General features: G+C 48.9%; 22 protein-coding genes. 12 read left to right on the top strand and 10 right to left on the bottom strand.

All coding sequences use genetic code 11. The features are described from left to right. Positions 1-643: sulfite oxidase-like oxidoreductase (locus ACJ2PR_RS15410; protein WP_446877643.1), on the bottom strand; the 643-nt coding region annotated here is incomplete at its 3' end. 118 nt (positions 644-761) lie between these two features. After that, on the bottom strand, positions 762-938 hold the full coding sequence (gene rpmF / locus ACJ2PR_RS15415; protein ID WP_446861165.1) for a 50S ribosomal protein L32: 177 nt from the start codon (positions 936-938) through the stop codon (positions 762-764). 183 nt (positions 939-1121) lie between these two features. Here rpmF and ACJ2PR_RS15420 point away from each other — a divergent pair, with 183 nt between their 5' ends. The 4 genes from ACJ2PR_RS15420 (at position 1122) to ACJ2PR_RS15435 (ending at position 7261) form a co-directional block, all read left to right on the top strand. Beyond that, positions 1122-1508 carry a hypothetical protein gene (locus ACJ2PR_RS15420; RefSeq protein ID WP_446877644.1) on the top strand — a complete coding sequence of 129 codons (387 nt, stop codon included), beginning with the start codon at positions 1122-1124 and terminating at the stop codon, positions 1506-1508. Between the two features lie 941 nt (positions 1509-2449). Beyond that, positions 2450-4339 carry an NAD(P)H-quinone oxidoreductase subunit F gene (locus tag ACJ2PR_RS15425; protein ID WP_446877645.1) on the top strand — a complete coding sequence of 630 codons (1890 nt, stop codon included), beginning with the start codon at positions 2450-2452 and terminating at the stop codon, positions 4337-4339. A 12-nt stretch (positions 4340-4351) separates the two neighbouring features. Beyond that, complete coding sequence (locus ACJ2PR_RS15430) at positions 4352-5914, top strand: NADH-quinone oxidoreductase subunit M (protein WP_446877646.1); 1563 nt, start codon at positions 4352-4354, stop codon at positions 5912-5914. 42 nt (positions 5915-5956) lie between these two features. Continuing rightward, positions 5957-7261, top strand: a complete 1305-nt coding sequence (locus ACJ2PR_RS15435; RefSeq protein WP_446877647.1) for a CO2 hydration protein — start codon at positions 5957-5959, stop codon at positions 7259-7261. Positions 7262-7433: 172 nt separating this feature from the next. Here ACJ2PR_RS15435 and ACJ2PR_RS15440 read toward each other — a convergent pair whose 3' ends face one another. Beyond that, on the bottom strand, positions 7434-7835 hold the full coding sequence (locus tag ACJ2PR_RS15440) for a fasciclin domain-containing protein (protein ID WP_446861160.1): 402 nt from the start codon (positions 7833-7835) through the stop codon (positions 7434-7436). Positions 7836-8237: 402 nt separating this feature from the next. Between ACJ2PR_RS15440 and ACJ2PR_RS15445 the strand changes: the two genes are divergently transcribed. The 5 genes from ACJ2PR_RS15445 to ACJ2PR_RS15465 all read left to right on the top strand — a co-directional run bounded on the left by ACJ2PR_RS15445 (position 8238) and on the right by ACJ2PR_RS15465 (position 14458). Then, positions 8238-9164 carry a LysR family transcriptional regulator gene (locus ACJ2PR_RS15445; RefSeq protein WP_446877648.1) on the top strand — a complete coding sequence of 309 codons (927 nt, stop codon included), beginning with the start codon at positions 8238-8240 and terminating at the stop codon, positions 9162-9164. 132 nt (positions 9165-9296) lie between these two features. After that, positions 9297-10283, top strand: a complete 987-nt coding sequence (locus ACJ2PR_RS15450; protein ID WP_446877649.1) for a hypothetical protein — start codon at positions 9297-9299, stop codon at positions 10281-10283. Then, the gene (locus ACJ2PR_RS15455) at positions 10268-11197 is read left to right on the top strand and encodes an AAA family ATPase (protein ID WP_446877650.1); all 930 of its coding nucleotides are present in this window, start codon (positions 10268-10270) and stop codon (positions 11195-11197) included. The genes ACJ2PR_RS15450 and ACJ2PR_RS15455 overlap by 16 nt, the downstream gene beginning before the upstream one ends. Then, on the top strand, positions 11190-12536 hold the full coding sequence (locus ACJ2PR_RS15460; protein WP_446877651.1) for a hypothetical protein: 1347 nt from the start codon (positions 11190-11192) through the stop codon (positions 12534-12536). Before ACJ2PR_RS15455 ends, ACJ2PR_RS15460 begins: the two co-directional genes overlap by 8 nt. Beyond that, the gene (locus ACJ2PR_RS15465) at positions 12533-14458 is read left to right on the top strand and encodes a peptidoglycan-binding protein (RefSeq protein WP_446877652.1); all 1926 of its coding nucleotides are present in this window, start codon (positions 12533-12535) and stop codon (positions 14456-14458) included. Before ACJ2PR_RS15460 ends, ACJ2PR_RS15465 begins: the two co-directional genes overlap by 4 nt. A gap of 337 nt (positions 14459-14795) precedes the next feature. Here ACJ2PR_RS15465 and ACJ2PR_RS15470 read toward each other — a convergent pair whose 3' ends face one another. Continuing rightward, the gene (locus ACJ2PR_RS15470; protein ID WP_446877653.1) at positions 14796-15161 is read right to left on the bottom strand and encodes an HNH endonuclease; all 366 of its coding nucleotides are present in this window, start codon (positions 15159-15161) and stop codon (positions 14796-14798) included. Next, positions 15158-15514 (bottom strand): hypothetical protein, encoded by a 357-nt coding sequence (locus ACJ2PR_RS15475; RefSeq protein ID WP_446877654.1) that lies wholly within the window; start codon positions 15512-15514, stop codon positions 15158-15160. Before ACJ2PR_RS15475 ends, ACJ2PR_RS15470 begins: the two co-directional genes overlap by 4 nt. Positions 15515-15804: 290 nt before the next feature. On the opposite strand from ACJ2PR_RS15475, the gene ACJ2PR_RS15480 reads away from it, so the two are divergent. Then, positions 15805-16563 (top strand): TIR domain-containing protein, encoded by a 759-nt coding sequence (locus ACJ2PR_RS15480; protein WP_446877655.1) that lies wholly within the window; start codon positions 15805-15807, stop codon positions 16561-16563. Between the two features lie 243 nt (positions 16564-16806). On the opposite strand, the gene ACJ2PR_RS15485 is transcribed toward ACJ2PR_RS15480, so the two are convergent. Further along, positions 16807-17997: a Coenzyme F420 hydrogenase/dehydrogenase, beta subunit C-terminal domain gene (locus ACJ2PR_RS15485; RefSeq protein WP_446877656.1), complete on the bottom strand. Its 1191-nt coding sequence runs from the start codon at positions 17995-17997 to the stop codon at positions 16807-16809. A gap of 187 nt (positions 17998-18184) precedes the next feature. Beyond that, complete coding sequence (locus ACJ2PR_RS15490) at positions 18185-20419, bottom strand: EAL domain-containing protein (protein WP_446877657.1); 2235 nt, start codon at positions 20417-20419, stop codon at positions 18185-18187. A gap of 303 nt (positions 20420-20722) precedes the next feature. Here ACJ2PR_RS15490 and ACJ2PR_RS15495 point away from each other — a divergent pair, with 303 nt between their 5' ends. After that, entirely contained in the window at positions 20723-21223 is a 501-nt protein-coding gene (locus ACJ2PR_RS15495; RefSeq protein WP_446877658.1) for a peptidoglycan-binding domain-containing protein, read from the top strand. A gap of 69 nt (positions 21224-21292) precedes the next feature. Then, positions 21293-22675 carry an FADH(2)-oxidizing methylenetetrahydrofolate--tRNA-(uracil(54)-C(5))-methyltransferase TrmFO gene (trmFO, locus tag ACJ2PR_RS15500; RefSeq protein WP_446861154.1) on the top strand — a complete coding sequence of 461 codons (1383 nt, stop codon included), beginning with the start codon at positions 21293-21295 and terminating at the stop codon, positions 22673-22675. A 34-nt stretch (positions 22676-22709) separates the two neighbouring features. Here the strand turns inward: trmFO and clpP are convergent, their stop codons facing one another. The 3 genes from clpP to ACJ2PR_RS15515 form a co-directional block, all read right to left on the bottom strand. Then, a complete protein-coding gene (clpP, locus tag ACJ2PR_RS15505) occupies positions 22710-23333 on the bottom strand; it encodes an ATP-dependent Clp endopeptidase proteolytic subunit ClpP (RefSeq protein WP_446877686.1) in 624 nt (207 codons plus the stop codon). 250 nt (positions 23334-23583) lie between these two features. Beyond that, complete coding sequence (locus tag ACJ2PR_RS15510) at positions 23584-24012, bottom strand: SRPBCC family protein (RefSeq protein ID WP_446877659.1); 429 nt, start codon at positions 24010-24012, stop codon at positions 23584-23586. Further along, entirely contained in the window at positions 24005-24442 is a 438-nt protein-coding gene (locus ACJ2PR_RS15515) for an ArsR/SmtB family transcription factor (RefSeq protein ID WP_446877660.1), read from the bottom strand. Before ACJ2PR_RS15515 ends, ACJ2PR_RS15510 begins: the two co-directional genes overlap by 8 nt. Between the last annotated feature and the right edge of the window lie 504 nt (positions 24443-24946).

Here is a 24946-nt window from a genome sequence, read left to right on the forward strand (position 1 = left end):
CCCTCAAATAACGAATGTGATCCTCCCAACTCTTCAACAATACTCCTGCAAACGGTTCGCCGCGTCGATGATAGCCATTTCGTTCCCAAAAACCGAGGGCTTCGTGGTTGAGAAACTCTAAGCCATTGATCCATTTGGCACTCTTCCAGGCATAGAGATGAGGCACGACGAGACGCATTGGCCCACCGTGGTCAGGCGGAAGCGGGTCACCAAACAAGGTGTGAGCAAAAAAGTTTTCTTCTCGTAGAAAATCGTCCATTGAAATGTTGGTGGTGTAGCCGCCGTAGCAGTGTTCCATAAGGTGAACTGCTTGAGGATCGACTTCCACAAATTTCATAAAATCGGTCACTTTGATGCCAACCCACTGCACATCCAGCTTTGACCAGGTGGTGACACAGTGAAAATCAGCCGTGAAGCTGCTTTGGGGCATGTCCATAAAGTCAGACCAGCTAAAGATCTTTTCTTTTGCCAAACCCCAAACTTTGAATTGCCAGGTGTCTCGATCGACGACAGGCGTATCCCCATAGGTGAGAACTGGAAACCCATTGGTCAACCGTTGTCCGGGCGGAACGCGATCTCTTCGAGTTACTCGCAAGGGGTCGTGCATATCGGCTCCTGGCTTCTGGAAAAACTTCCCCAGCATTGCTTAAATTCCTACAGAGTTTTCACATTTACTGTGTAGCAAATTTTGGAACGATCGTGCGTCGTCAGAAGGCATGAGGCGGGAGAACTTTTAGTACGTCATCCCTCGGCCCTCATCCTTATTCTTCTTCGGCTTCTTCTTCGTTAGGCGGGTAGATAAAGCCTCTCGCCCGACCCGTCAAGATCGATTTGCCCATCGACAACGCTTTTTGCGCTTCGACGACTGCCTTGTGCTTCCAGGTGGCTTTGCGTTTGTCACGCTTTGATTTGGAGGTTTTCTTCTTAGGAACTGCCATGATATTCGTCCGCGATCGTTTTTAGACAACCTTCCTATTCTACGGCATTTTCATAAAGAGACTGAATGAGAGAACTTTTGTCGCACGTTTTCATAATTTAGTACATTTGTACTGCTATAGTGTAAGACAAACGTACTACTAAATAAGCTTCTTTGTCACATTAGCCCTTATTGGAGGAAGACGATGAGATATCGACGCTCCCATAGACAGTCTGTGAAGTATTTGTTGGCCGCTGGCACGCTGTTGGCATTGGCTGGCATGTTCATCAATCCGCGTGATCTTTTGAGCGCCAAAGCTCCTAAAGATGCCTGTCAACAGGTCATTCAGCCTCAGAAGGTACTTTCCAGAGAGGAATTGAGTCAGTTGCTAACGATTCCGGAGCGCGATCGCAAGAGTAGAGTCAGGGCGATCGTCAAAGAGCCATATTGCAAGTTGCCAAACTTGGAGATTAGAAGCGGCACAACAGCCCAACGAGACGCTTATCCGCTCGCTTTTGATCCGCAAACCTGGCTGATTATTTTGTACGAAGGGGATGAGTATGCTGGCTATTCATTCAGTTTTCGGCAGTGAGGGAGGTGAGGTAAAGATGCGATCGCTGGTGGTTTCCTGAACTGACTCATAGTTTCCCAAAATCGACCCGTGAAAAGCGTGAGATCAATGAAGTTGTTTCACTTCGTTGCGGGTTCTTCTGCCCCCCCAAGCTGCCAATTCTGGGCAGGGTGGCTTCAGTGTGAGAGTGAGAAAATGAAGATGGACTGAAATCACTAGCATAACCATCAGTCCATGACCCTCATAAAACAATTAAAGGCGATCAAAGACCCGCGTAAACCACGAGGGCAACGCTATGCGCTGTGGCTTGTGACGCTCGATTCTTGGCTACTGGTCGCTTAACAAACCGTGAATTGATAAAGTCTTTCGCTGCGGTTGTCAATGTAGGCAGTCTTCTAAATCCCATACCAGGGAGGAACTTAGAACCAGAAATCTGAAAATTTACCTCAACACAATGGCAACCCGCCGCATGTGGTCAAAAATTTAGATCAAGTATTTAAAGCACTTCTGTGTTGAAGTAGAAAGCAACTCAATAGCTCTTCTTATTTGAGAATATTTTTGCAGTCGCTGCCCACAGGATTTTAATGAAAGTTTACTGAGAAATCGATCGCTAAGTGCTCACAGGCTTACATACTTCTATGAAAGCTTCTGGGGAATCGCTTAATCATAGACTTAAATCAATTATTACAATCAGACAAAAACTCCGCGCCTACTATACTTTCCTCTCTACTGCAATCTCTCTACCAATACGGCGGACTCTATCAGACCCATCAAAAAAATCAAGGGTTTCTATCAATAACAAAAAGTCTATTACACAGTTAGATGTGATAGAAATTATAAGTAACAAAGATCCATTAAGAAAAGATTAGCACTGCCTAGAAATCCTCCACTAGTCATGGTTTGGGTAGGTGCTTTTTACGCCCATCAGTCTTCGTCCAGATTACAACCGAGAGATGATTGCGATGTCTCAACTGCTCCTCCAGTCCGTCTGGTTAATTCCTTGCTATTCACTTTTAGGCGCAGCCTTATCTGTCCTCTGGTTTCCAGGGATTACTCGCCGCACCGGGCCGCGTCCTGCGGGTTATGTAAATGTGATCATGACCTTTTTGTCGCTTATCCATGCGGCGATCGCTCTGCCTGCGACCTGGAATCAACCCGCCTATCAGCTATTTGTCCCCTGGCTGAATGTCGCCGGACTAGACCTGACGATTCCGATTGAGATTTCTTCGCTGACGATCGGTGCGATCGTCGTGATCACAGGGCTAAATGTGCTGTCCCAGATCTTCGCGATCGGCTACATGGAAATGGATTGGGGCTGGGGGCGGCTGTTTTCGCTGATGGCAGTGTTTGAAGCGGGGATGACGGCGCTGGTGTTGTGCAATTCCTTATTCTTCAGCTACATCATTCTCGAAATTCTCACTCTAGGAACCTACCTAATTGTTGGCATCTGGTTTAATCAATCGCTCGTGGTGACGGGTGCGCGAGATGCCTTTTTGACCAAACGCATTGGCGACCTTTTCTTGTTGATGGGTGTGGTTGCGCTGCTTCCGCTGGCGGGCACCTGGAACTTTGATGACCTGGCACTCTGGGCAAAAACGGCGAACGTTGATCCGGGTGTTGTGACCTTAGTCGGATTGGCGCTGATTGCGGGGCCGATGGGCAAATGCGCTCAGTTTCCGCTCCATTTGTGGCTAGATGAGGCGATGGAAGGGCCGGTTCCCGCGTCCGCTTTGCGAAATTCGGTCGTCGTGGCCACGGGTGCCTGGATCTTAGTCAAACTAGAACCCGTTTTGGCGCTGTCTCCCGTGGTTCAGTCAGCCATGATTGTGATTGGCACCATCTCAGCGATCGGGGGTTCTCTGATCGCCCTGGCACAAATCGACATCAAACGCGCCTTCTCTTATCTGGTAACTGCCTACATGGGCATCGTGTTCATCGCAGCCGGAGCCGGACAGACCGAAGCCGCCTTGTTGATTGTATTAACCCATGCGTTGTCGATGGCGTTGATGATGATGAGTAGTGGCGCGATCGTTTGGAATAGCATTACTCAAGATTTGACGATGCTGGGTGGCTTGTGGTCACGCCGTCCGGTTTCGGGTTCAGCGTTGATTGTGGCAGGGTTGGGCTTGATTGCTTTTCCGCCGTTGGGCACCTTTTGGGCGATGCTCAAACTCGCGGATGGGCTGCAAGCGTCTAATCATCCTTTCTTAGTAGGCGTGATTTTGCTGACGAATGCCCTGACCGCCTTTGGCATTACTCGCACCTTCTGCCTCGTCTTTGGTGGCAAACCCAAACAGATGTCCGAGCGATCGCCCGAAATTCACTGGCCGATGGCTCTCCCGATGATCGTTCTGATGGGCTTTACGCTTCACTTGCCGCTGATTCTTCAGTCTCTTTCACTCCTGCCTGCCTGGTCAGAGATGAATACCGACATGGCTCTATTGCTGATTTGGTCAAGCGTGTTTGGGGTGAGCATCAGTGCGGTAATTTATCTTGGCAACTATGTTCAAAAGCCAGTTCAATTCCCGGTAAAGGCGCTGCAAGATCTGGTGGCTTACGACTTCTACACGCCCAACATTTATCGCGGCAGCATTGTCTTAAGCGTTGCCATCATTTCTCGCGTGACTTCTTGGATTGACAGATATCTGGTCGATGGTCTGGTTAACTTATTTGGCATTGTCACCCTGTTTAGCGGTCAAAGCCTGAAATATAGCAACTCCGGGCAGTTTCAGTTTTATGCGTTGACAATTTTGTTTGGGGTGACGGCGCTGGGCTTGTTTCTCTGCTGGTCGTCGCTGTCTCGTCTGGTGCTGACAACCGCCGCTGCTCTTTTTCATCAAACCGTAGGCTAAAGGATCTTCGCCATGTTGAGTGCATTAATTTGGCTGCCACTAATTGGAGCCGCAATTATCGGATTTTTTCCTGGAGAAGTGCCTGCTGCTCGGATACGCAAAGCGGCGATCGCGGTCTCCTCTCTTATTCTGCTCTGGACACTTGTTCTGTTTACTCGGTTTGATCTGTCTGTGCCAGGAATGCAGATGCAGGAATTCATGACCTGGATTCCGACGCTGGGATTAAACTATCGATTGGGTGTCGATGGCTTATCTTTACCGCTGGTAGCGTTGACTAATCTATTGACGCTGGTGGTTATTTTTAGCAGTGACTCGCGATCGATAACTGCGATTTCTCTTAAGCGTCCCCGATTGTTTTATGCGTTGGTGTTGACAATCAGCGCAGGGATGGCGGGAGCGTTATTAGCCCAAAATTTACTGTTGTTTTTCCTGTTCTACGAGATTGAGCTAATTCCGTTTTATCTGCTGATTGTGATCTGGGGCAGTGAGAAGCGTGACTATGCAGGCATCAAGTTTTTGATCTACACGGCGGTTTCTGGAATCCTGATTCTGGCTGCCTTTCTTGCCCTCAATTGGCTCACGGGAGCTTCTAGCTTTGACTATGCAGACATCCAAACTCAAGGGTTGTCTCAGCGGACTCAGTTAATTCTCCTAACGCTAATGCTGGTTGGATTTGGCATCAAAATTCCGCTAGTACCGCTGCACACCTGGCTGCCTGACGCTTATGTAGAATCGTCTGCTTCGACGGCCATTTTGCTTGGTGGCGTATTGGCAAAGCTGGGAACCTATGGACTGGTACGCTTTTGTCTAGGTCTGTTTCCTGAAACCTGGGCGGTGGTGACCCCCGGACTCTCAGTTTTGGCGGCGGTCTGTGTGCTGTATGGCGCAATGGCGGCGATCGCTCAAAAAGACATCAAACGCATGGTGGCCTATAGCTCGATTGGGCACATGGGATACGTTCTATTAGGAACAGCCGCCCTAACGCCACTGGCTATGGTGGGTGCCGTTTCTCAGATGATCAGTCACGGTTTGATTTTGGCCCTCCTGTTCTATCTGGTTGGCGTGATTGAAGAAAAAGTCGGAACGCGCGATTTGGATGTTCTCAACGGGTTGTTGAATCCGATTCGGGGCTTACCTTTGACCAGCGCATTGCTAATTTTGGCAGGCATGGCCAGTGCAGGAATCCCTGGTATGGCGGGCTTTGTGGCAGAATTTTTGGTCTTCCAGGGCAGCTATACAGCGTTTCCGTTACCCACGCTCTTGTGTATCGCTGGAACCGCTTTAACCGCCGTTTACTTTGTGATTTTGCTTAACCGTACTTGCTTTGGCAAACTAAGCAACTACACCGCCTACTATCCCAGAGTTACCTTTTTAGAACAGGCTCCCGCTTTGATTTTGACAGCTCTGATCATCTGGCTTGGAGTACAACCGACCTGGATGGTGCGCTGGAGTGAAACCACAACCACGGCAATCGTTGCTGCAACTCCCCTATCAGAATCTCGCCGTCTCGCACAGCAACCCACCCTCAAAGTCAGTGAATTGAAAGCACCCGCGATCGTCAGTGTGAAGCCCTAATTCTTAGTTCGACGCGAATCCTAGCCCACACCCTTTATTCCTATGAACCTAGCCGCACCCCCCACCACCAAACTGCCTCCGTCACAGCACCCCTTTGCCGACATCATTCACCGTCTCGAAGCGGGTGGGGCCATGCTTCCTGACACCCCTGAGAACTTAATGCAGATCATCGGGTTGTACAAAGCCTATGCCGTGCCGATGGACTTTTATTGGCGAGACTTGCTTTACATTGGCGAGCAGGTTTTTCTCAATCCGTTTCCCTTTTTCAAATACTTCATCTCAGATGAATATCTCCAGCGTCACAACCACTATGCGGGCGATGATGCCGATTTGAGAATCTGGCGCGGAGTGGCGACGGCCCATCCAGAACTGCTGGAATTTATGGAAAAAGGCGAACTCAAGAAAAAACTACCGCGTCTGGCGCATCACCTGTGGCACGATCGCGTCAACATGGAGTTTGCTGAAGAGTGTATGCGGGCAATGCTCTGGCACCGAGGTATGTATGTGCCCGTCAACCAGTTTGATCCGTTCCTCGACAGTGATGAATATAAGGCGAATGCCGATCGCGCTATCAAGGCCTACTTCAAAGGCAATCCCGCGATGTTAGCGTTGCACAAAGCATTCCCCGATTTGTTTCTCGAACAGTGTCGTCAGTCATCCTACTATGCGAATCTCGGACTGTTTTGGGAAGTGATGGCTCCCGTGTTCTTCGAGATGTCTGATTTGTATGATGAAGGCAAGATCGCCAGCGTTCCTCAAGCAATGGATTTTTTGGTAAATGGCATCTTTGCGATCGCAGGTCGTCCTATTTACCATCACGTTTACATTCGCGGCGAGTGTTATGAAATCATTCCCAAATCCAAAGGCTTTACCTGGCTCTATGAAGCCGCTCTGCCCTACGTAGAAGCTGTCTTTTACCGCACGTCACCGTTTAGAGGCACCAAGTCCTACAACGCTCAGGCGGGCCAAGTTCCCGGTAAGCAGCCCGATTTTCACTATGGAGTTCTCTATGCTGACAAATTCCCCGTCGGCACGGCTGGCATTCCGCCGACGCTGTTGGCTCAAGACATGCTGCACTTCTTACCGGAATATCTGGTCGAGTATTACAAACAGCACTGTCGCGGTGAAGACGATATGTTGGTGCAGTTGGCAGTGAGCTTTCAGCGATCGATGTATTGTGTGACTTCTGCGGTCATTCAAGCGTTGCGAACCGCATTGCTCTATCCATTGGATGATCCCAATCCCAACCATCTCAAAGCCAATCGCGCCTTCTTTGAATCACAGCTCGATCGCTTCCTGCGTCCAGAGTCTCGGATTCGAGAAATTCAAAGTCAATCCTATCGCTAAAACCGTTGACAAGAGAGTGGGTGGAGCGATCTTTCTACTCTCTAATTCTGCCCTGTTGAATAGAACAGTTTGTTGAATAAGTTTGTTGAACAAAAAAAGGGGTTTACTGAGGCGGTTCTTTTAAGTGAAACGATAGCACCCACAAACCCCACCCGCTGATTCGTTTGCAAACTTAGCCCATCAAAATCACGTTATCGATTACATGAATGATTCCGTTATCGGCTTCGATGTCTGGCGCGACAACCGTGGCATTTTTGACCTCAAAGCCATCGATAAACTTGACAGGAATCGGCGACCCTTCTAGCGAAGTCACAGAACCCAGCTTTTCTAAATCGGCTTGTGTATATTTGCCAGACGCGACGTGAAACATCAAAATTCGAGTGAGTTGAGGAATGTTTTGTACCAGCGTTTGGATGGTTCCCGGTGGTAGTTTGGCGAAGGCTTCATCCGTTGGAGCAAACACCGTAAACGGGCCAGGACTCTTGAGCGCATCGACCAGATTTGCAGCCTTGACCGCCGTCACCAGCGTACTAAAAGACCCAGCGCCCACTGCAATATCAACAATATCAGCCATAGTTTTTACTTGTTGCGATCGTTAACGTCATAATCCATCAATTGGACATCTAAAACCATTACAGTTTGATACCAATCACTAGATTCAGGATGTGAATAGAATGCAAAACTCAACCCACATATTCAACACAGAGGAGCCTGAAAATCAGTGCCAGCGGCTCACCTCAATGGCTCATCTCAATAAAGAAAGCGTTGCATATCGGATGTGGGTGGCCAGCGATGCGCTACAAGTCAGCAACTCAGCGATGGCTCCAACAAAACCTTTTGACATGCAACGCAGATTGGAAGGGAGCATATGCTCTTGTGCATTATCATAGCTACAAAAGCTATCAATAGAAATCACTGTTCTCAATCACTCGCATAGATATTTATCTATTTACTTATTATGGCAGGAGCTTTTCCTTTGCAAAACGCTACTCTTCACCAACTCAAAGTTTTTGAAGCTGTCGCCCGTCACAGCAGTTTTACCCGTGCTGCGGAAGAATTATTTTTGACCCAGCCTACGGTCTCGATGCAGGTCAAGCAGCTTTCTAAAACGGTCGGCTTACCGCTATTTGAGCAGGTCGGCAAAAAGCTGTTTCTCACGTCCGCCGGGAAAGAACTCTATGCCACTTGTCAGGATGTGTTTGATCGCCTCTCTCAATTTGATATTGCGATCGCTGACCTCAAAGGACTCAAACAAGGCACGTTACGCATTGCTGTGATCACGACTGCCAAATATGTGATCCCCAGAATTTTGGGGCCGTTTTGTCAGCGCTACCCTGGGATTGACATTTCGCTAACGGTGACCAACCACCAATATATTCTAGACAGTCTGGCTGCCAACCGCGACGATCTTTATATCATTAGCCAACTGCCCGACGACTCAGAAGCGCAAACCCATTCCTTTATGGAAAATCCGCTCGTTGTGCTGGCTCCCCGTAGTCATCCTTTGGCAACCGAGAAAAACATCCCTCTCGAACGGATCGCTGAAGAACCTTTTATCATGCGAGAACCGGGATCAGGCACTCGAAAAACGGTTCAGAAGCTGTTTGATGCTCACGGGCTGACGATGAAGGTCAAGCTAGATTTGAGCAGTAATGAGGCGATCAAACAAGCGATCGCAGGCGGTATGGGAATCTCGATTCTCTCAAAACATACGCTGGCACTCGAAGGACTCAACAACCAACTGGCCGTTTTGGATGTAGAAGGCTTTCCGATCGAGCGTCAATGGTATGTGGTCTACCCCGGTGGAAAACAGTTGTCGGCGATCGCTCAGGCTTTCTTCGACTATTTGCTGAATGAAGGCAAACAAGTTGCCGAGCAAACGGCCTTCAAGGGACTGATTTAGGCGGATGGCAACGGATTCAGTAGATTAAAGTCAGATTTCTCTTCCGAGGTGGAGGTTGAGTAAAGAGGTGAAAATAGAGAAGTCAGAGAAAGAACTCTGCACCTAACTTCTAGACTGACTTGGTAAAGCGAGATGTCACCATTTGACCTGCTACAACCTAGACGAGATGCACTTCAGTCCCAACACGACCTGTTGAGCGAGAAGTTGCTGGAACTGCAGCGGAGTTGGGCGATCGCTGCCGATGCTTCCGTAAAATTCCAGCTCTCTAAACAAATTGAGCAGGTAGAAGCTGAAATTAAACAAGTGGTGCAGCAGCAAGAAGACCTTGAACATCTTTCGGAGGATGGTCGGCTGTATCAAGCTTTGCTGAAACTGGGTTACAGAAAGCAGGTACAAACGTTTCGCAAATTTGTGCAGGGAAATCCAGTCTCAGCATTTCTGATTCACGGAGAAATGGAGTTTGGGCAACGATGGCTGTTAAACCGACTGGTGGTGCAGCATACGCGAGACAGCATTACGGGCAAGGTGGTCAAGATTAACCTGACGCGGATAGCACGGCGAAGTGACGTAGCAGCACTTTGGCGAGAACTCGGAAGTCGAGTAGGACTAGGACGACAAGGAAAGACTCCGGAGATCGTGGAGCGGGTTTATCAATGGTGGCGAACTCAGAATGTGTTGCTGATTTTTTATGAGGTGGACTACCTGCCGGAGTCGTTTCTTGACGAGTTGCTGCGAGATTTTTGGCGACCTTTAGCAACGAGATCGTGGGAAGCCGGAAAAGCTGTGACTCCTTATAAATTGCTGATGTTTTTGGTGGATTATGACGGCTGTGTAGGGAGTTGGAAGATTCCATTTGCAGAGAACTTAGAGCCAACCTGGAAACCGGAAACTCCGGTAAAGCTAGCAAGGATTCGTGAATTTTCAGATCAGGAACTTATCAATTGGCTGGAGTTTTCGGCGGACGATTTACCGATCGCGTTAGTCGATGAGGTGGATGAAACCGTGCAGTCTATTCTAGAAAACAGCGAGGCGGGAATTCCTGAACCTGCAATGGGTGAAATTTGTCGATTAGTGGGGTCAGATTGGTATGAGAATGAGGACAAATGGTTGAAACTGTAAGACAAGCCTTGGAATACGGTGGAACAGTGCAGCCTAAGCTAGGAGAGCGAGGGACGAATGGGCAGTTGTTGGCTCCCTATCTGCCAAGTTCGGATTTAGTAGAGGCGGTGAATCTGGCTATCTATCTGGATCGTCCACTGTTACTGAAGGGGGAACCTGGATGTGGCAAGACGCAGTTGGCTTCGGCAGTTGCGTATGAGTTGGGATTGAGGTTGGAGGCTTGGTATGTTAAATCGACCAGTCGAGCAAAAGATGGATTGTACACTTATGATGCAGTTGGACGGTTGCGAGACGCTCAGTTGGCAGCATCCGGGCGATTGACCGATGAGCAAATTCAAAGAATTGACCATCCATTAACTTACATTCGGTGGGGATCGCTGGGTCGATCGTTTCTATCAGATCAGCGATCGGTCGTTTTAATCGACGAGGTTGACAAAGCTGATATTGATTTCCCCAATGACTTGCTGTTGGAGTTGGATGAGCGGCGATTTATTGTCGAAGAAACAGGGCAGGAAATTAAAGCCAAGGTTTCGCCGATCGTTCTAATTACCAGCAATGACGAGAAGGATTTGCCAGATGCATTTTTACGGCGTTGCTTATTTCACTATGTCGAATTTCCCAGTCAAGATCGTCTAATTCAAATTATGGAGATGCTCTTTCCAGACACCTCAAAGCTGCTGCTGGAACAGGCGATATCCCGCTTTCTAGAACTTCGAGAGAAAATGCGGAAAGATAAAGGTGAGTCGGGAAAGAAGGTCAGTACCAGTGAGTTAATTGATTGGTTTCGCGTATTGCGTCGTTATCCTGAAGACCAGGCACTCGCGCAACTAACTGGGAAATTGCCGTTTGCAGGAGTATTGTTGAAGAGTTGGGAGGATCACATTCGTTATTTGAGGGCGGGTAAAGGTGGATGAACTGCCGCTACTAGAATTGTTTACGCAGCTACGCAAGGCGGGGTTGCCTTTGGGCGTGGATGATTACCAGTCGGTGTTGCAGGCGCTGCAAGCAGGATACGGAGTTGGAGATCAAATCGCTTTAGCTCGACTATGCCGAACCTTATGGGTGCGATCGCCCGATGAGCGACAATTGTTTGAGTATTACTTTGAGCAGTTGATGAGTGAACGAGAAACTGGAGCGGAGGCTGCACAGCGTTCTCAACAGCAAAAATTCTTTCGCATTGCAGTGTTTGGAGGGATTCTTGGAGTTCTCATCAGTGTTGGGCTGGTTTGGTGGTTCACCCGTCCGAAGCTTCAATCTTCAATCACTACCCTCCCATCTCCAACGGTACAGAATGCTCCTATCCCAAGTCCATCTGTGGCAGTTCCTCCAATAGTTACGCTGCCGATTCGCAATCCAATTGAGGAGTGGGTTGTCCTGGTTTTAGTATCTAGCGGAGGCGGTTTGTGGCTCATCAGGTTACTGTTTCTTCGGAAGCAAAACTCTCCTGCTGTGGAGGCATCTACACCAAAACTACCGATCGCGTCCCAATTTCTGCCAGAAATCCAAGATGAAGTGCAAATTGCTCAAACAGTGCGGCAGATGGCAAATCAGGATCAGGTCGTGAGCGATCGCTGGTTACACACGACCGATTTTCTGCCCATTACAAAACGGCAGATGAAACAGAGTTGGCGACATTTACGCCGCTTGATTCGAGAAGGGACACCAACAGAATTGGACGTAGCAGCAACGGTGCAGCAGATTGCCGAATGTGGAGTGTTGTTAGATCCTGTGCTGGTTCCACCTCGGATCAATCGAACTGAACTGCTACTGCTGATTGATCAAGACGGATCGATGGTGGCGTTTCGATCACTTTCTGAACGATTAGTCGAAACGGCTGCGCGGGGTGGGCGGTTGGGTAAGATGGGCGTTTATTATTTTCATAACTGTCCGATCGGTTCTCTCTACCACGATCCTTTGCATCAGGAGGCGGAACCTATTGAGGAAGTGCTTGCAAAATTGAAGCGCGATCACACGGTAGTACTGATTTTTAGTGATGCGGGCGCAGCTCGTGGTGGGCTAAATTTAGAGCGAGTGAGGGTGACTATGGATTTTTTGATGCAAGTAAAGCAGCAAGTTCGCACTGTGGCGTGGCTCAATCCAATGCCTAGGTCGCGATGGATGACTACAACGGCGGAAGAAATTGCGCGATCGATTCCTATGTTTGAGGTGACCCGGCAGGGATTGGATGGGGCGATCGACGCTTTACGAGGTCGGCATCAAGCATTCGCTGAACCATTGGGAGAAGAGGGATGACTGCTTTATCTGAGACTCAATCTAGAGAATCGATGCGTCAGATTGCAACCTATCGGCGACGTTTTGGAGAGGGGCATTTTTATCTGGCTTGCCATGCAGCCTTACCTTTGGCACTGACACCTGATTTGTTGTATCGACTGTGGGCGAACTTCCAGAACGATCGTCACGATGCAGATCTCAACATTCCCTGGATTGCAGTCTCAGACTTGTTGTTATCAGGTCTGTGCGAAGAAGTAGGCTTTGAGCTTTATGAGATGGATGCAGCCATCCGAGAAGCATGTTTAAAGCAGCTAAGGAATGATCCCCACTTTGGGCTGGAGCGCATTCGAGAGCTAGCTGACTTTTTGGTTGCTTACATCGAACCGCAACTCGACAGTCTTGATCCAGATATTCAAGACTTTGCAACCGCGCAGAAATGGAGCGCCTTGGCGTATAGCAACCCCTATGAAGCAGCGCGTACAATCTCAACCGCTCTCGCTCAATTAAACCAAACCGACACAATTGAGTGGATTCGGATGGCAACGCTTCTAGAAACGCTGGAGGAACCACTGTTTGAATACCGATCGCTGCTTAATTACGCACAAGCGATCGCAGACTTCTCGCGAGGAAATTTGGAAGGTGCAATCCATCTCCTGAGCCAGATCCTCACGTCAACGAATCGACTCCAAATTGCTCAAGTTGATCTACCGATTCCAGAACTCCTCAAGGGAAAACTTGTAGCGCCTCAAGTTTCAGAACCTCAACAATCTCGCCCCAGAATTGAATTCCTTAAACAATATCGATGGCTAATAAGTGGAGGCATAACTGGATCTTTGGCTCTTGCTTCAGGTGTTTTCTATCTGTCGCAACCGAATCAATCGCCGCAGCCCACTCCTAGCGTTATTAGTGCTGCACCTTCACCACGAGTCACTCAATCTGTAACACCCTCACCTCAGCCTATCGCAACCCCATCAGTCACCCCAGAGTTACCGATTAACTCAACCCCTTCACCCAGTCCGACAAGCCGATCGACCGTTGAATCTACTCCTGCTTCTTCGCAAATAATCCCTTCGCCTAGTCCTTCTACCACTGGGATACCCCAACCCACTACATCCCCCAATGCTTCTACTGATGTCCCCAGTTCTCAACTAACCAACCAACCGGAGAACCTTCAATCACTGCCTACTGTAAACTCCTCTGACACAAATTTACCACCGCCACCGCCTGTTAATTTCCCTCCTCCAACGTCATCCTCAACCGTTCGTTATAGTGGAATGCTGTTGCAGATTAGCTCTAGGGGATCGGCAGTGGCAGATTTGCAGACTCGATTGAGTGCAGCAGGATATTTTAACGGTGTGATTGATGGAATTTTTAGTCCTCAAACACAAGCAGCAGTCATTCAATTCCAGCGCGACCAGGGATTGATCGCCGATGGAGTAGTTGGGTCTCAAGTGTATCAAGCATTGAACGACAGTTCCGGTACCGTAGGCACTATCCCTCGACCCATTGCCAACAGTCGCGAACTGACGATCGGCAGTAGCGGTTCAGATGTAGAGAATCTTCAAAACCAACTCGAAGCGCTAGGTTATTTTGATGCTTCTCCAACGGGATACTATGGCCTACTTACCAGAGATGCTGTTTTGCGGTTTCAAGCGGCTCAACGACTTCCACAAACAGGCATTGCAGATGCTAGAACGCTGAATCAATTGGGGACTGGAACGATCGGCTCTATCGATCGAGTCAATCGCTATGTTGTGGTTGTGCCGAGGAAAGATGAAACAACTTTGGCACAAGTTAGACGATTTTTTCCTGCGGCAGTTGAGAGAGAGTCTGCACGAGGTGCCTACGTAGAAGCAGGTCGCTATCCCAATATGGAGAGAGCCTCTCGACAAGCTGACCTCCTTCGGGTACGAGGACTTGATGTAAGGGTTGCTTATCGGTAAAAGATCTCACCTTCTGATTAACTTTCCCTTTATGACGGGGTTTTAAAAGGGCGATCGCTAGTTTCAAGATGCGCACTCATGCAGTCAGCGATCGCACAACCCGCAAAGATACCTCAAGAATACTCGCCAGTTGTGATTAATCTTTCTCGCTCCTGCAAACGTTCTTGAACATTGAATTGCAGAATCATTGCTGTAACTCGCCCCTCACCTGTCAAGGGGGGTGCGACCTCTACCTGATACTAAAGTGGCTAAAGCCCATTACTGGCAAAGCTTTTGGATGATTTCATAACAGTTTTTTTGATTATTCATTGGTCAATCTTACAGGCACCCAAAACCCTTATGGAGCAAAAGGCGGTTTGTTTTGTTCGATGTATCGGATGGAGGTCGCACCCGTCAAGGGAACGATCATTGCAGTCTCCAGCCGAAAATGGTCTTCCCATCGCTGAGTTCGGGGATTGAAGAAAGGGGTGAGTTGTCGGGTATCGGGGTCAATCGAACCCAAATCGGAACCTTTTGCACGATTGCAGTACGGACAAGCCAGAGCCAGGTTCTCAACCTCCGTCACTCCACCATGTTTCTCAGAAATGATGTGTTCCATCTCAAAGGTGAAGAGTGAGGCGCATTGAGGAAATAAGCAATATTCACATCGCTCTTTGGCTCTATCAATCACCCGTTGTCGCGCAGACGCAGAAACATAGCTCATGCAGATTTTTGGAGTTGCTTGTAAGCATGTGCTTTTGCCAACCGCACCCAGTGTTCCAGCGTTAGATAGCGGTCTAGCTCCGTTTCTTCCTGTCGAGATAGCGTTCCTGTTTTACTTTGAGCTAATAAGTGACTGACTCGTGATTGCAAAGTAGGGGAAGGGCGAATTCTCAAAATCTCCTCTGGAGGCGGCTGGCTGGCTAAAAGCTCAATAATTTCCAGCTCAGACTGAAACCGATCGGATTGCTCATTTAATAGCTCCTGAACGCCGCGCTCTAGAACTTCCGATAGTTGATCGTTAAATGGTTGTAACTTCTGCGCCAAACTGTCAGGCACTTCGACCCTAATCTGCATAGCCTTACTCTTGCTGATGGTGATTCGCTCGATTGAGTCTATCCTACAGAATTCCTCAAAGTATCGGGAAACATTTTTCTTTCACCTCGCCTCTCACTGAGCTTTCTCTAAATCAAGGGTAAAATCTATCTCGAAGACTCCAGAGGTAGTAACCAGAGTCAACGCGAAAACGATTGTTGTCCCTCTCAATCCTGAAAGCACCTCACCGCCTCACCTGGATCAAAAAATCTGAGCCATTACGCTCCTAGTAAGTAACAATAAACCCATCTTCTGCAAATCCTTCCACTGAAATGCTACCTTCCAATCCTTCATCCCAAGTAAATCCCGATACGATCGAACTCTTCTTTTCCTACTCCCATCGAGATGAAGACCTGATGAAAGAATTAGTCAAGCATCTCAGCATTCTCAAGCGACAGGGAATTATTCAAAATTGGCACGATCGACAAATCACCGCAGGCAGTGAATGGGCAGGCCAGATTGATGAGCATCTCAACGCGGCTCACGTCATCCTGCTTTTGATCAGCCCAGACTTTCTGGCATCTGACTACTGCTACGACATTGAACTAACTCGCGCAATGGAGCGGCACGAGAGCGGGACAGCCTGCGTGATTCCCGTCATTCTGCGTCCGGTGGATTGGCAGAGTGCACCCTTTGGCAAACTTCAAGCCGTGCCGAAAAATGCTCGGCCTGTGGCGCTCTGGGCAAATCAAGATGAAGCCTTCCAGGATATTGCTCGGAGCATCCGTCAGGTTGTTGAAGCAATGGCGAAGCAGGGGCACCAAACCCAACGACGAGTGCAAGCAGAGCTAGAAACTAGAACTTACCTCACACACAGGATTAGTCAGCAGCAGCGACGCATTCAACAAGAGATCGAGAGTCTCCAGCAAATGTATGATCTCTTGAGTGAAAAACTGCATCGATTGCGAACAGATTTGGCAACTCAGGCAGGAAGCGCGATCGCGTTTCAGCTCGAAAAAGAGATCGATCGCGCTGAAGCAGAACGCACCAACACTGAGCAACGGTTGAGAGAGCTAGAAAGCCAGCTTTAGAGACAAATTCAACTCCATACAACACCTAATGGCAAAATAACTCGACAACAATAGATCACTTGCCATTTCATCCGCTGATAACTTTGTGACGCGTTGTTTGAAGATCTGGTCAGCGTCAAAGTCAAATGAGAATCTCACTTACTCAACTAGACCTGTTGCTGTATGATTCATTCACTGTAGGATTAGTGCTCCCGTGCCTACTCTGGATCTTGGGCAACTGCAAGAGAATTGCCCCTACATTTGTCACTCTGGTAGTTTGTACTGGTCTACAATCCGTTTGGCGTAATCGGGGACATGTTGTTCTAGCTTTTCGGGGTAGTTGCGTTTTACATATAAATAGTTGCGGGTAAAGTGAGAGTCGATCGAGAAGCGGGCATATTCCAAACCTTTGGGGCCGATTTTCTCGATCACCACGCCCATTAGTTTAGCGGCCCACATCGGAAGCGTCACGCCTTGATCGTAGGCAGGAATGCTCTGCTGAACGGCATTATGGCGATCGCCTTGAGACATCACAGGCTGAGTGTCGATCTGGTCTTGCACCAGATCCAGCATTTCTTGACCGCGATCGTTTCGCACCACAATCCACTGCCAGCCAAAGGGTGCGCCCATGTATCCCACGACCAGATCCGCGAGGGAATTTACATAGTCAAAACAACTCATACAAGAGGGCGCAAACACATCTTTGAGTTGGTTGGTTTTGAGTCCAAAAAAGGGCACCCGTTCAACAGAGCCGTCCTCATGCTTGAAATGCACTCTAAAATCCTGCATGAATTCGTAATGCACCACTGTATCGGGCGATCGGCTAGTCGTTTCCAAAAACTTTTGCAGCCCGGCGCGATCGACGTTATCGACACAGGGCGTTCCCAACACATAGAGCTTTTCGAGACCCAATTCTTTCTCAACGGCTCTCAAGGCTTGAATCTGACAGCCTACTCCAATGACTAAAAGCCGCTTCATCCCAGACTGCTCAACCTGTTCAAGAATCGATAGATTGGGTGACAGCGTGGGTTTGTTAACTCGTGCCGCGAGAATTTCTTGAGGCGTACGGGCGATCACAGGTTTGGGCTGAAAGCGATCGTCGGCCGTATTTTGAACGCAAACTACCCCTTCGACCAGTCCGCGAGTCAGCATCTCAATGGCGATCGAGCTAACAATCCCCGTCCACTGCGCGCCAGGAATCGGCTCTTTTTTGCGGGCGGCCATCATGTCTTGACTCACGCCAAAGTACCATTCATCCGGATTGTCGAGATTGCGGGCGCGATCGTGAACCTGCTTTTCTAACTCAGCAATCTGTTGATTTAAGAAAGCACAGGCTTCTTTAACATAGTGAATGTAATAGGTGTCACACAGTCCACACTCGCTACACAACGCTTTCGCAGGACGGCGACTAGACGGTTTGAGCGCTTTTGCCTTTTTGTGGGAGCTTTGAAGCATTTTTTATCAGAGAATATCGAAACTGATTCACCTCTTGGATCTTCTCATGTTTGTTGAAGGCTGTGCGTTGCTTTGAGAATTTCAGACCGTTTCGTTAAGCAGTGCATCGCTGCGGAGAATCTCAGAGTGACATGAATTTTGACTTAAATGCTTCACTTGAGCCGCCCAACAGCAAAGCAAAATGATGTTATCGAACCGACGTTAAACCAGGTTTTGCAGAAAATTTGGGACGAGCGGAGTAGGTCGCAGCCAATGTCTCCACCGTAAACGCACAGGGTTTGGCAATCTTGTAGCCTTGAGCATAATCAAATCCGATCGCTTTCACCTTTGCCAGCGTTTCATCATCTTCGACACATTCTGCGATCGTTTTTAACTGCATCACATGTCCAATGTGGTTGATCGCTTCGACCATCGCGCTGGCCACAAAATCATGGGCAATTTCTTTAACAAAAGAGCCATCAATCTTGAGATAGTCAACAGGCAGATTTTTTAGGTAGCCAAACGAAGACATGCCGCTGCCAAAATCATCCAGTGCAAACCGACAACCCAACTGCTTGAGATCGCGAATCACTTGAGCCGCTTTACCCAGATTAGAGATTGCGATCGTTTCTGTAATCTCAAAACAAATCAGTTGCGGCGGAATCTGATGCAGCGTTAATTGTTCTTGAATAAACGTCACCAGACTCTCTTCGTTTATGCTTTCGCCTGACAAATTGATAGCAAACAGACAATCACACTCTAGATTTTGCTCTTGAGCATAACGCCAGAGATAACGGTAATACTCGCCTTGAGTTGCAAACAAAGTTCGGATTACCCAACGGTCGATCGCAGGCATCAGATGATACCTTTCGGCTGTCGAGAGAAATGCTGCGGGTAATAGCAACGTATTCGTCTCGTCTAACATCCGAATCAACACTTCATAATGCTCAGAGGATTGACGATCGGGAGCCAGTGGCAAAATAGGCTGATAGTAAAGTCGAAACCGATCTTCTTCTAGCGCTTTGGCGATCTGAGTGATCAACGGACTGCCGCTAACGCGAATCAGATGAGACGACTCAGGCTGATAAATTTCGATGCGATTTCGCCCCTGTTTTTTGGCTCGATAACAAGCTGCATCCGCTTGATTAAAACTGTCGATCGCACTCACATTCGCATCCATCAGCGTCAGACCAATACTCACGCCGATCGCAAAGGTTTTTCCCTGCCAGACAAATCGAAAGTTCTGGATTTTTTGGTGAATTTCTTGAGCCACCTCCCGGCCTTCTGCCAGAGAACACTGGTGCAACAGCAGCCCAAATTCATCTCCGCCCAACCGAGCCAACAGATCAGACTTTCGCACCCAGCTTTTCAACAAATCACTGACCTGACGCAACAGTTCATCGCCTGCCAGATGCCCACAGGTATCGTTGATGATTTTGAAGCGATCGAGATCCATACAGCAGAGGACGTGAGTTTGTCCGATTTGCGCCGTGTGGCAGGCTTGGTCGAGACATCGGTCAAATTCTCGCCGATTGACCAGCGTCGTCAGCATATCGTGACGTGCCTGCCAACAAAGTTGTCGAGCTAGACTTCGCGCTTGAGTGACATCTCGAAACACTAGTACTGCGCCAATGATTTGCCCTTCTTTAGCGCGGATTGGGGACGCAGAGAGATCGATCGCAAACTCACGTCCGTTTTTCTCTAGCAGTAAAGCGTGGTGGTTGAGTTCTACGGTGTTGCCCTTTCTCAGAACTGTTTTTAGCGGATTGCTGACAGGTTTGCGAGTTTCCTGATGCAGAATGTTGAAAACCTTGGAAAGAGCCATTCCTTTGGCGGTTTCACAAGTCCAACCTGTCAGACTTTCGGCTTTGGGGTTGAGCGATCGCACGTCTCCCACTTTGTTGGTCGTAATCACGGCATCTTCGATCGAGTGCAGCGTGATTTGGGCGAGTTCTTTTTCTTGAGCCAGCGCTTGTTGACTCTGTTTGAGACTGGACTGCACTAGCTCATGAATTCGTAACTGAGCCAACAGCAGATGAGGAATATCGAGCAGGGCGTATTCGTCAGGAAGCTGCACGACGATCGGCTCATATAACTGGTGCCGCGGTCGCTCTAAGGCTCGCTGTACGGCGGCCAAAATGGGGGTGTCTCCGGGCAAAATCAGCGGTTTAGTTTCGGTCGTTTTGTAAAAGAGGTGAAGCGGTTTTTTTAGGAAAAGCTCTGGGATGTAAGGGCGGCTGATCTGCTCAAAGAAATGTTTGCGCGAAATCATCCCCGCACACTGATTGGTTTCTAGCAAAATCACACCGGGCAGCGAGGTCGAAGTTTCAAACAGTTGGCTCACTAAAGCAGTGGGCGATCGCGCATCAACGCAGGCCTGATGAAGATACAAACAAGCTAAGGTCGCGTCTAAATCAAGCCTCGGCTCAAACAATCCTGGCATAGGAAATCACAGTCCAAAAGGGGGTCGGCTGAAAGAAGCAGGATAAACAGCATAGAGATAGATGCACCATGACCGTATAAATACCAGGATGACCTATAAACTGAGTACTTTTGGTTACAGATAGATTTAAACTAAGTAAAGGTCTGATTAACTTATTCCAATATCGAAGTTAAGCGTTAGAAACAGTTCAATAGCGACCCTGGACTTTGGACTCTAGACGGACTAAGCTTTTAGTCTCTCAAGGTCTCTCTTTTCCCGAATAAGCCCGAATAAGTATTAGAAAAGCCACCATTGGCGACTGCGATGACATCGAGTTCTGAACCCCCCCATTTTGAGTCGGTCACCGAGGGAGAACTGCACCCCTGGGATCTGGGCGATCGCGTCGAGGCTTTACAAGTCCTGCTCAATGCTCATGGGTTTGTTTTGAGAGTAGACGGAGAGTTTAACAGTCGGACAGAAGCCGCCGTCAGAGTCTACCAGGCTCAACACAACCTGAGAATTGATGGCATCGTGGGTATTCAAACCTGGGCAATGTTAAAAAAGACAGTCCAACCGGGGACACGATCGCTCAAGCAGGGTGACTCCGGAGCAGATGTTTATGAACTTCAAGGTTTGCTAAACGTCAACGGCTATTCGCTGAAGCGCAACGGGGTGTTTGATCCAGCTACTCATGCAGGTGTAGTAAACTTTCAGCAAACGCACAAACTCAGGGCAGACGGCGTAGTGGGAACCATTACCTGGAATCTGCTCCGCGGAAAACCTTTACCGCCTCCGCCTCCTAAGCAACAAAATTGGTTTGTTTGATCGCCCAAAACTTTCACCGAGTCTTTCATCGCTCTCGTATCCTAGAAAAAGGCAAACGCGCAGGATGATATGACTCAACAACCGATTCAGGTAATTGGCGGCGGATTAGCAGGCACCGAAGCCGCCTGGCAAATTGCTCAAGCAGGCGTACCCGTGATTTTGCACGAAATGCGACCAGAACGCCTCAGCCCCGCCCACCACAGCCAAGAGCTTGCCGAACTCGTATGCAGCAACTCGTTTGGGGCACAGTCTAGCGATCGCGCCTCTGGTCTACTCCATGAAGAACTGCGTCGATTGGGGTCGATCGTCATTGCCAAAGCGGATGAGCATCAAGTCCCGGCGGGGGGTGCGCTGGCGGTCGATCGGGCCCAGTTTAGTCAAGATCTCACAACGACGCTGGCTAACCATCCCTTGATCGAGTTGCGGCGTGGCGAAGTGCCCCAAATTCCTTCAGAAGGCGTTACCGTTCTCACAACCGGGCCGCTAACGACCCCAGAACTGGCCGAAGATTTACGGCAATTTACAGGCTTAGAGTATTTGAGTTTCTTTGATGCAGCCAGTCCGATCGTCGTGGGTGAATCAATCAACTTTGACATTGCATTTCTCGCATCGCGCTACGACAAAGGAGAAGCCGCCTACCTCAACTGCCCGATGAACAAAGATCAGTATTTGCATTTTTGGACAGAATTGTGCAAAGCAGAACAGGCAGAACTCAAGGATTTTGAGCGAGAAACGGCCAAGTTTTTTGAGGCTTGTTTGCCGATCGAAGAAATGGCCCGACGCGGCGAAGACACGATGCGATACGGGCCACTCAAGCCTGTGGGACTATTTGATTCGCGCCGAGGAGACTTTCGCGCCCCCGAAAATCAAATTCATCGTCCCTATGCCGTTGTGCAACTTCGCCAGGAGGACAAAGCGGGACAGCTCTGGAATCTCGTCGGCTTTCAAACCAACTTGCGCTGGGGAGAACAAAAGCGCGTCTTTCAGCTAATCCCTGGGTTAGAACAGGCCGAGTTTGTCCGCATGGGAGTCATGCACCGCAACACATTCATCAATTCACCTGAGCTACTGTCGCCCTCACTGCAATTCAAAAAGCGTCCGACTCTACTTGCGGCGGGTCAAATTAGCGGCACCGAAGGCTACACGGCTGCATCGGCTGGCGGCTGGCTGGCTGGCACCAATGCCGCTCGCATCGCTTTGGGGCTTCCGACTCTGACGCTTCCGGTGACAACGATGATGGGGTCGCTGTTTGACTTTATCTGTTCTGCCTCGCCCAAACATTTTCAGCCCATGCCGCCCAACTTTGGCATCTTGCCCACCCTGCCCCAAAAGATTCGCAACAAGCAAGAACGCTATGGGCTGTATCGCGATCGCTCCCTCTCTGACCTGACCACCTGGAGCCGAGAACATAGAGTGGGTGAGCGATCGTTTCAGTTGAGCCACTCTCAGTGAGGGTCGTTAACCCAGTGCTTTCGTGATGGCACTCTCAAACGGGTGCAAATTCAGGCTGCATAGCGGGGGTGGGAAGGGAGAGTAGGGAGCGATCGACGACCTGATCAATCAAGCCATACTCCACCGCTTCCTGCGCCGACATAAAGAGATCTCGTTCGGTATCTTGCTCAATTTGCTCCAGAGACTTCCCGGTATGGTTCGCCATACTCTGATTGATCCGGCGTTTTAGATAGAGAATTTCTCTAGCTTGAATCTCAATATCCACCGCCTGCCCCTGCGCCCCGCCAGAAGGTTGGTGAATCATAATGCGCGAACTGGGCAAACTGCTGCGCTTGCCTTTAGCGCCTGCACCTAATAGAAACGCGCCCATGCTGGCCGCAAATCCATAGCAGATTGTGCAAACATCTGGACGAATGTGATTCATTGTGTCGTAGATTCCTAAGCCATCCAGCACAGAGCCACCGGGAGAGTTGATGTAGAGGTAGATGTCTTTTTCGGGATCTTCTGCTTCTAAAAACAGCAGTTGGGCCACAATTCGATTGGCCATTTCTGACTCGACGGGTTCTGCCAAAAAAACAATTCGCTCTCGCAGCAACCGAGAATAAATGTCGAAGGCTCTTTCTCCCCGACCCGATTGTTCAATAACGGTAGGAATCATGATGTGGATTTCCTCAATGAGTTTGACGGATTCACAAATGGGTAATCGGCAGTAGGGTTGGTTGACGTGAATTCGATGAATCTCTTCGCTTTGGTTGCCTTGGATTGCTCCTAAATCTCTGCTCAATGAGGGACTCTGAACGAGGAATCTTGTCTAAAAGTCTCCCAGAATCGCGGGGTTGGAGAAGCATCAAACGACGCGAAATAATTTAATCGAACTAACTGATTAAAACTCCCATAACCGAGTGATGTTAGGCGACCAGAATGAAGACTTCTTCGAGTTCTAATAGCTGTTTGAGGTCAGATAGGCGAGTTGTCCATTGCTGGCTAAGGGATAGGCAGCTTTGGGTGTCTAGTCGATCGTGGATCAACGTCAATTTCACCCTGGCTCCAGCCTGCTCTAACTTAAACAGCACACGAGACGGTTGGACTTCAACAACATCAGGCGACCAGACGCTATAGGCAAGTCGATGTGGCGGATCGGACTGCAACACTTCGCCAACGCCTTCAGATTGACCATCTTGATTGATATGCTGCACGGGTGACCCCACCTGCCAGTCCGACGCAAGTTGCCCATCTCCCCAATATTGCTGGGTGAATGCGTCGCTGGTCAGCGCTTCCCAGAGTTTTTCGAGAGTGGTTGCAATGTAGGTCACATAAACAAAGGTGGGTTTAGTCATGTTCCGTCTCCCTGGTGTTTTCTTCGAGGCTGCGTTTTAACTCGCTCAGTGCGTCTAATTGATGGCGTTCATATTTACTCAACCAGCGATCGTAGATTTCTTGGATGGGTACTGGGTTCAGGTAATGCAGTTTTTCTCGCCCGTGCCAAACGATGACGACCAGATTTGCGGTTTCTAATACAGTGAGATGCTTTGTCACGGCTTGTCGCGTCATATCAAGGTGTTTGCATAGGTCTCCTAGGGTTTGTCCGTTGTGAATGTACAACTGGTCGAGCAATTTTCTGCGACTCTGGTCAGCAAGGGCTTTGAACACTGCATCCATATCAAAATAATACGCAACTAATTGGTTGCATGTCAAGCGATCGCTCTCTAAAAATTCGTGAGTTCTCTGAAAGTTATGCGCTGCGGGGTTCTGTCTTCCTGCTTCCAACCCCACTTCTCAGGAACTTCAAGGACTTTTCGAGCCACACAGAACTGATAAAGCTGACTGGTCTGAGCGATCGCAGCCTGATCCCTGCCCTCTTCTGTTAATTCGGTTAAATTGATTTACTTTGCAGGGCGGCCCTTCTGCCCAAGTCTGCTATCCTCTACTGCATTGGTTGCTTTAAGGTGCATGAACCAAAGTTTTAGACGTTCTCCACTCACTGCTAAGGAGCCTGAATTAAATAAGATCGGTCATTGCCTGGTGACTTCGCCCCCTAAATCCCCCATTCTGGGGGACTTTGAGATCGAAAAAATTCTGGATTCAAGGCAGTTTCGAGGTTCAAAGTCCCCCAAACTTGGGGGATTTAGGGGGCTGAAGCTGATTGAAACGAAGCGAAAAGCAACTGCGAGAATTGCAGTTTAATAAATTCTAATTTCTAAGGCTCAAATCGCCGAGTGGGTAGACGTTAAGGCTTTATTATCTAGCTGTAGAATCAAAAACTTCCAATAA

Source organism: Phormidesmis sp. 146-33 (assembly GCF_052939515.1).

Excerpts from the sequence above, each read along its gene's own strand:
- ACJ2PR_RS15490 (WP_446877657.1), bottom strand. The coding sequence starts at position 20,419 with ATGCCAGGATTGTTTGAGCCGAGGCTTGATTTAGACGCGACCTTAGCT.
- ACJ2PR_RS15440 (WP_446861160.1), bottom strand. The coding sequence starts at position 7,835 with ATGGCTGATATTGTTGATATTGCAGTGGGCGCTGGGTCTTTTAGTACG.
- ACJ2PR_RS15425 (WP_446877645.1), top strand. The coding sequence starts at position 2,450 with ATGTCTCAACTGCTCCTCCAGTCCGTCTGGTTAATTCCTTGCTATTCA.
- ACJ2PR_RS15420 (WP_446877644.1), top strand. The coding sequence starts at position 1,122 with ATGAGATATCGACGCTCCCATAGACAGTCTGTGAAGTATTTGTTGGCC.
- ACJ2PR_RS15430 (WP_446877646.1), top strand. The coding sequence starts at position 4,352 with ATGTTGAGTGCATTAATTTGGCTGCCACTAATTGGAGCCGCAATTATC.
- ACJ2PR_RS15475 (WP_446877654.1), bottom strand. The coding sequence starts at position 15,514 with ATGCAGATTAGGGTCGAAGTGCCTGACAGTTTGGCGCAGAAGTTACAA.
- ACJ2PR_RS15465 (WP_446877652.1), top strand. The coding sequence starts at position 12,533 with ATGACTGCTTTATCTGAGACTCAATCTAGAGAATCGATGCGTCAGATT.
- ACJ2PR_RS15435 (WP_446877647.1), top strand. The coding sequence starts at position 5,957 with ATGAACCTAGCCGCACCCCCCACCACCAAACTGCCTCCGTCACAGCAC.
- ACJ2PR_RS15480 (WP_446877655.1), top strand. The coding sequence starts at position 15,805 with ATGCTACCTTCCAATCCTTCATCCCAAGTAAATCCCGATACGATCGAA.
- ACJ2PR_RS15495 (WP_446877658.1), top strand. The coding sequence starts at position 20,723 with ATGACATCGAGTTCTGAACCCCCCCATTTTGAGTCGGTCACCGAGGGA.
- ACJ2PR_RS15470 (WP_446877653.1), bottom strand. The coding sequence starts at position 15,161 with ATGAGCTATGTTTCTGCGTCTGCGCGACAACGGGTGATTGATAGAGCC.
- ACJ2PR_RS15510 (WP_446877659.1), bottom strand. The coding sequence starts at position 24,012 with ATGACTAAACCCACCTTTGTTTATGTGACCTACATTGCAACCACTCTC.
- ACJ2PR_RS15450 (WP_446877649.1), top strand. The coding sequence starts at position 9,297 with ATGTCACCATTTGACCTGCTACAACCTAGACGAGATGCACTTCAGTCC.
- ACJ2PR_RS15485 (WP_446877656.1), bottom strand. The coding sequence starts at position 17,997 with ATGCTTCAAAGCTCCCACAAAAAGGCAAAAGCGCTCAAACCGTCTAGT.
- ACJ2PR_RS15455 (WP_446877650.1), top strand. The coding sequence starts at position 10,268 with ATGGTTGAAACTGTAAGACAAGCCTTGGAATACGGTGGAACAGTGCAG.
- trmFO (WP_446861154.1), top strand. The coding sequence starts at position 21,293 with ATGACTCAACAACCGATTCAGGTAATTGGCGGCGGATTAGCAGGCACC.
- rpmF (WP_446861165.1), bottom strand. The coding sequence starts at position 938 with ATGGCAGTTCCTAAGAAGAAAACCTCCAAATCAAAGCGTGACAAACGC.
- clpP (WP_446877686.1), bottom strand. The coding sequence starts at position 23,333 with ATGATTCCTACCGTTATTGAACAATCGGGTCGGGGAGAAAGAGCCTTC.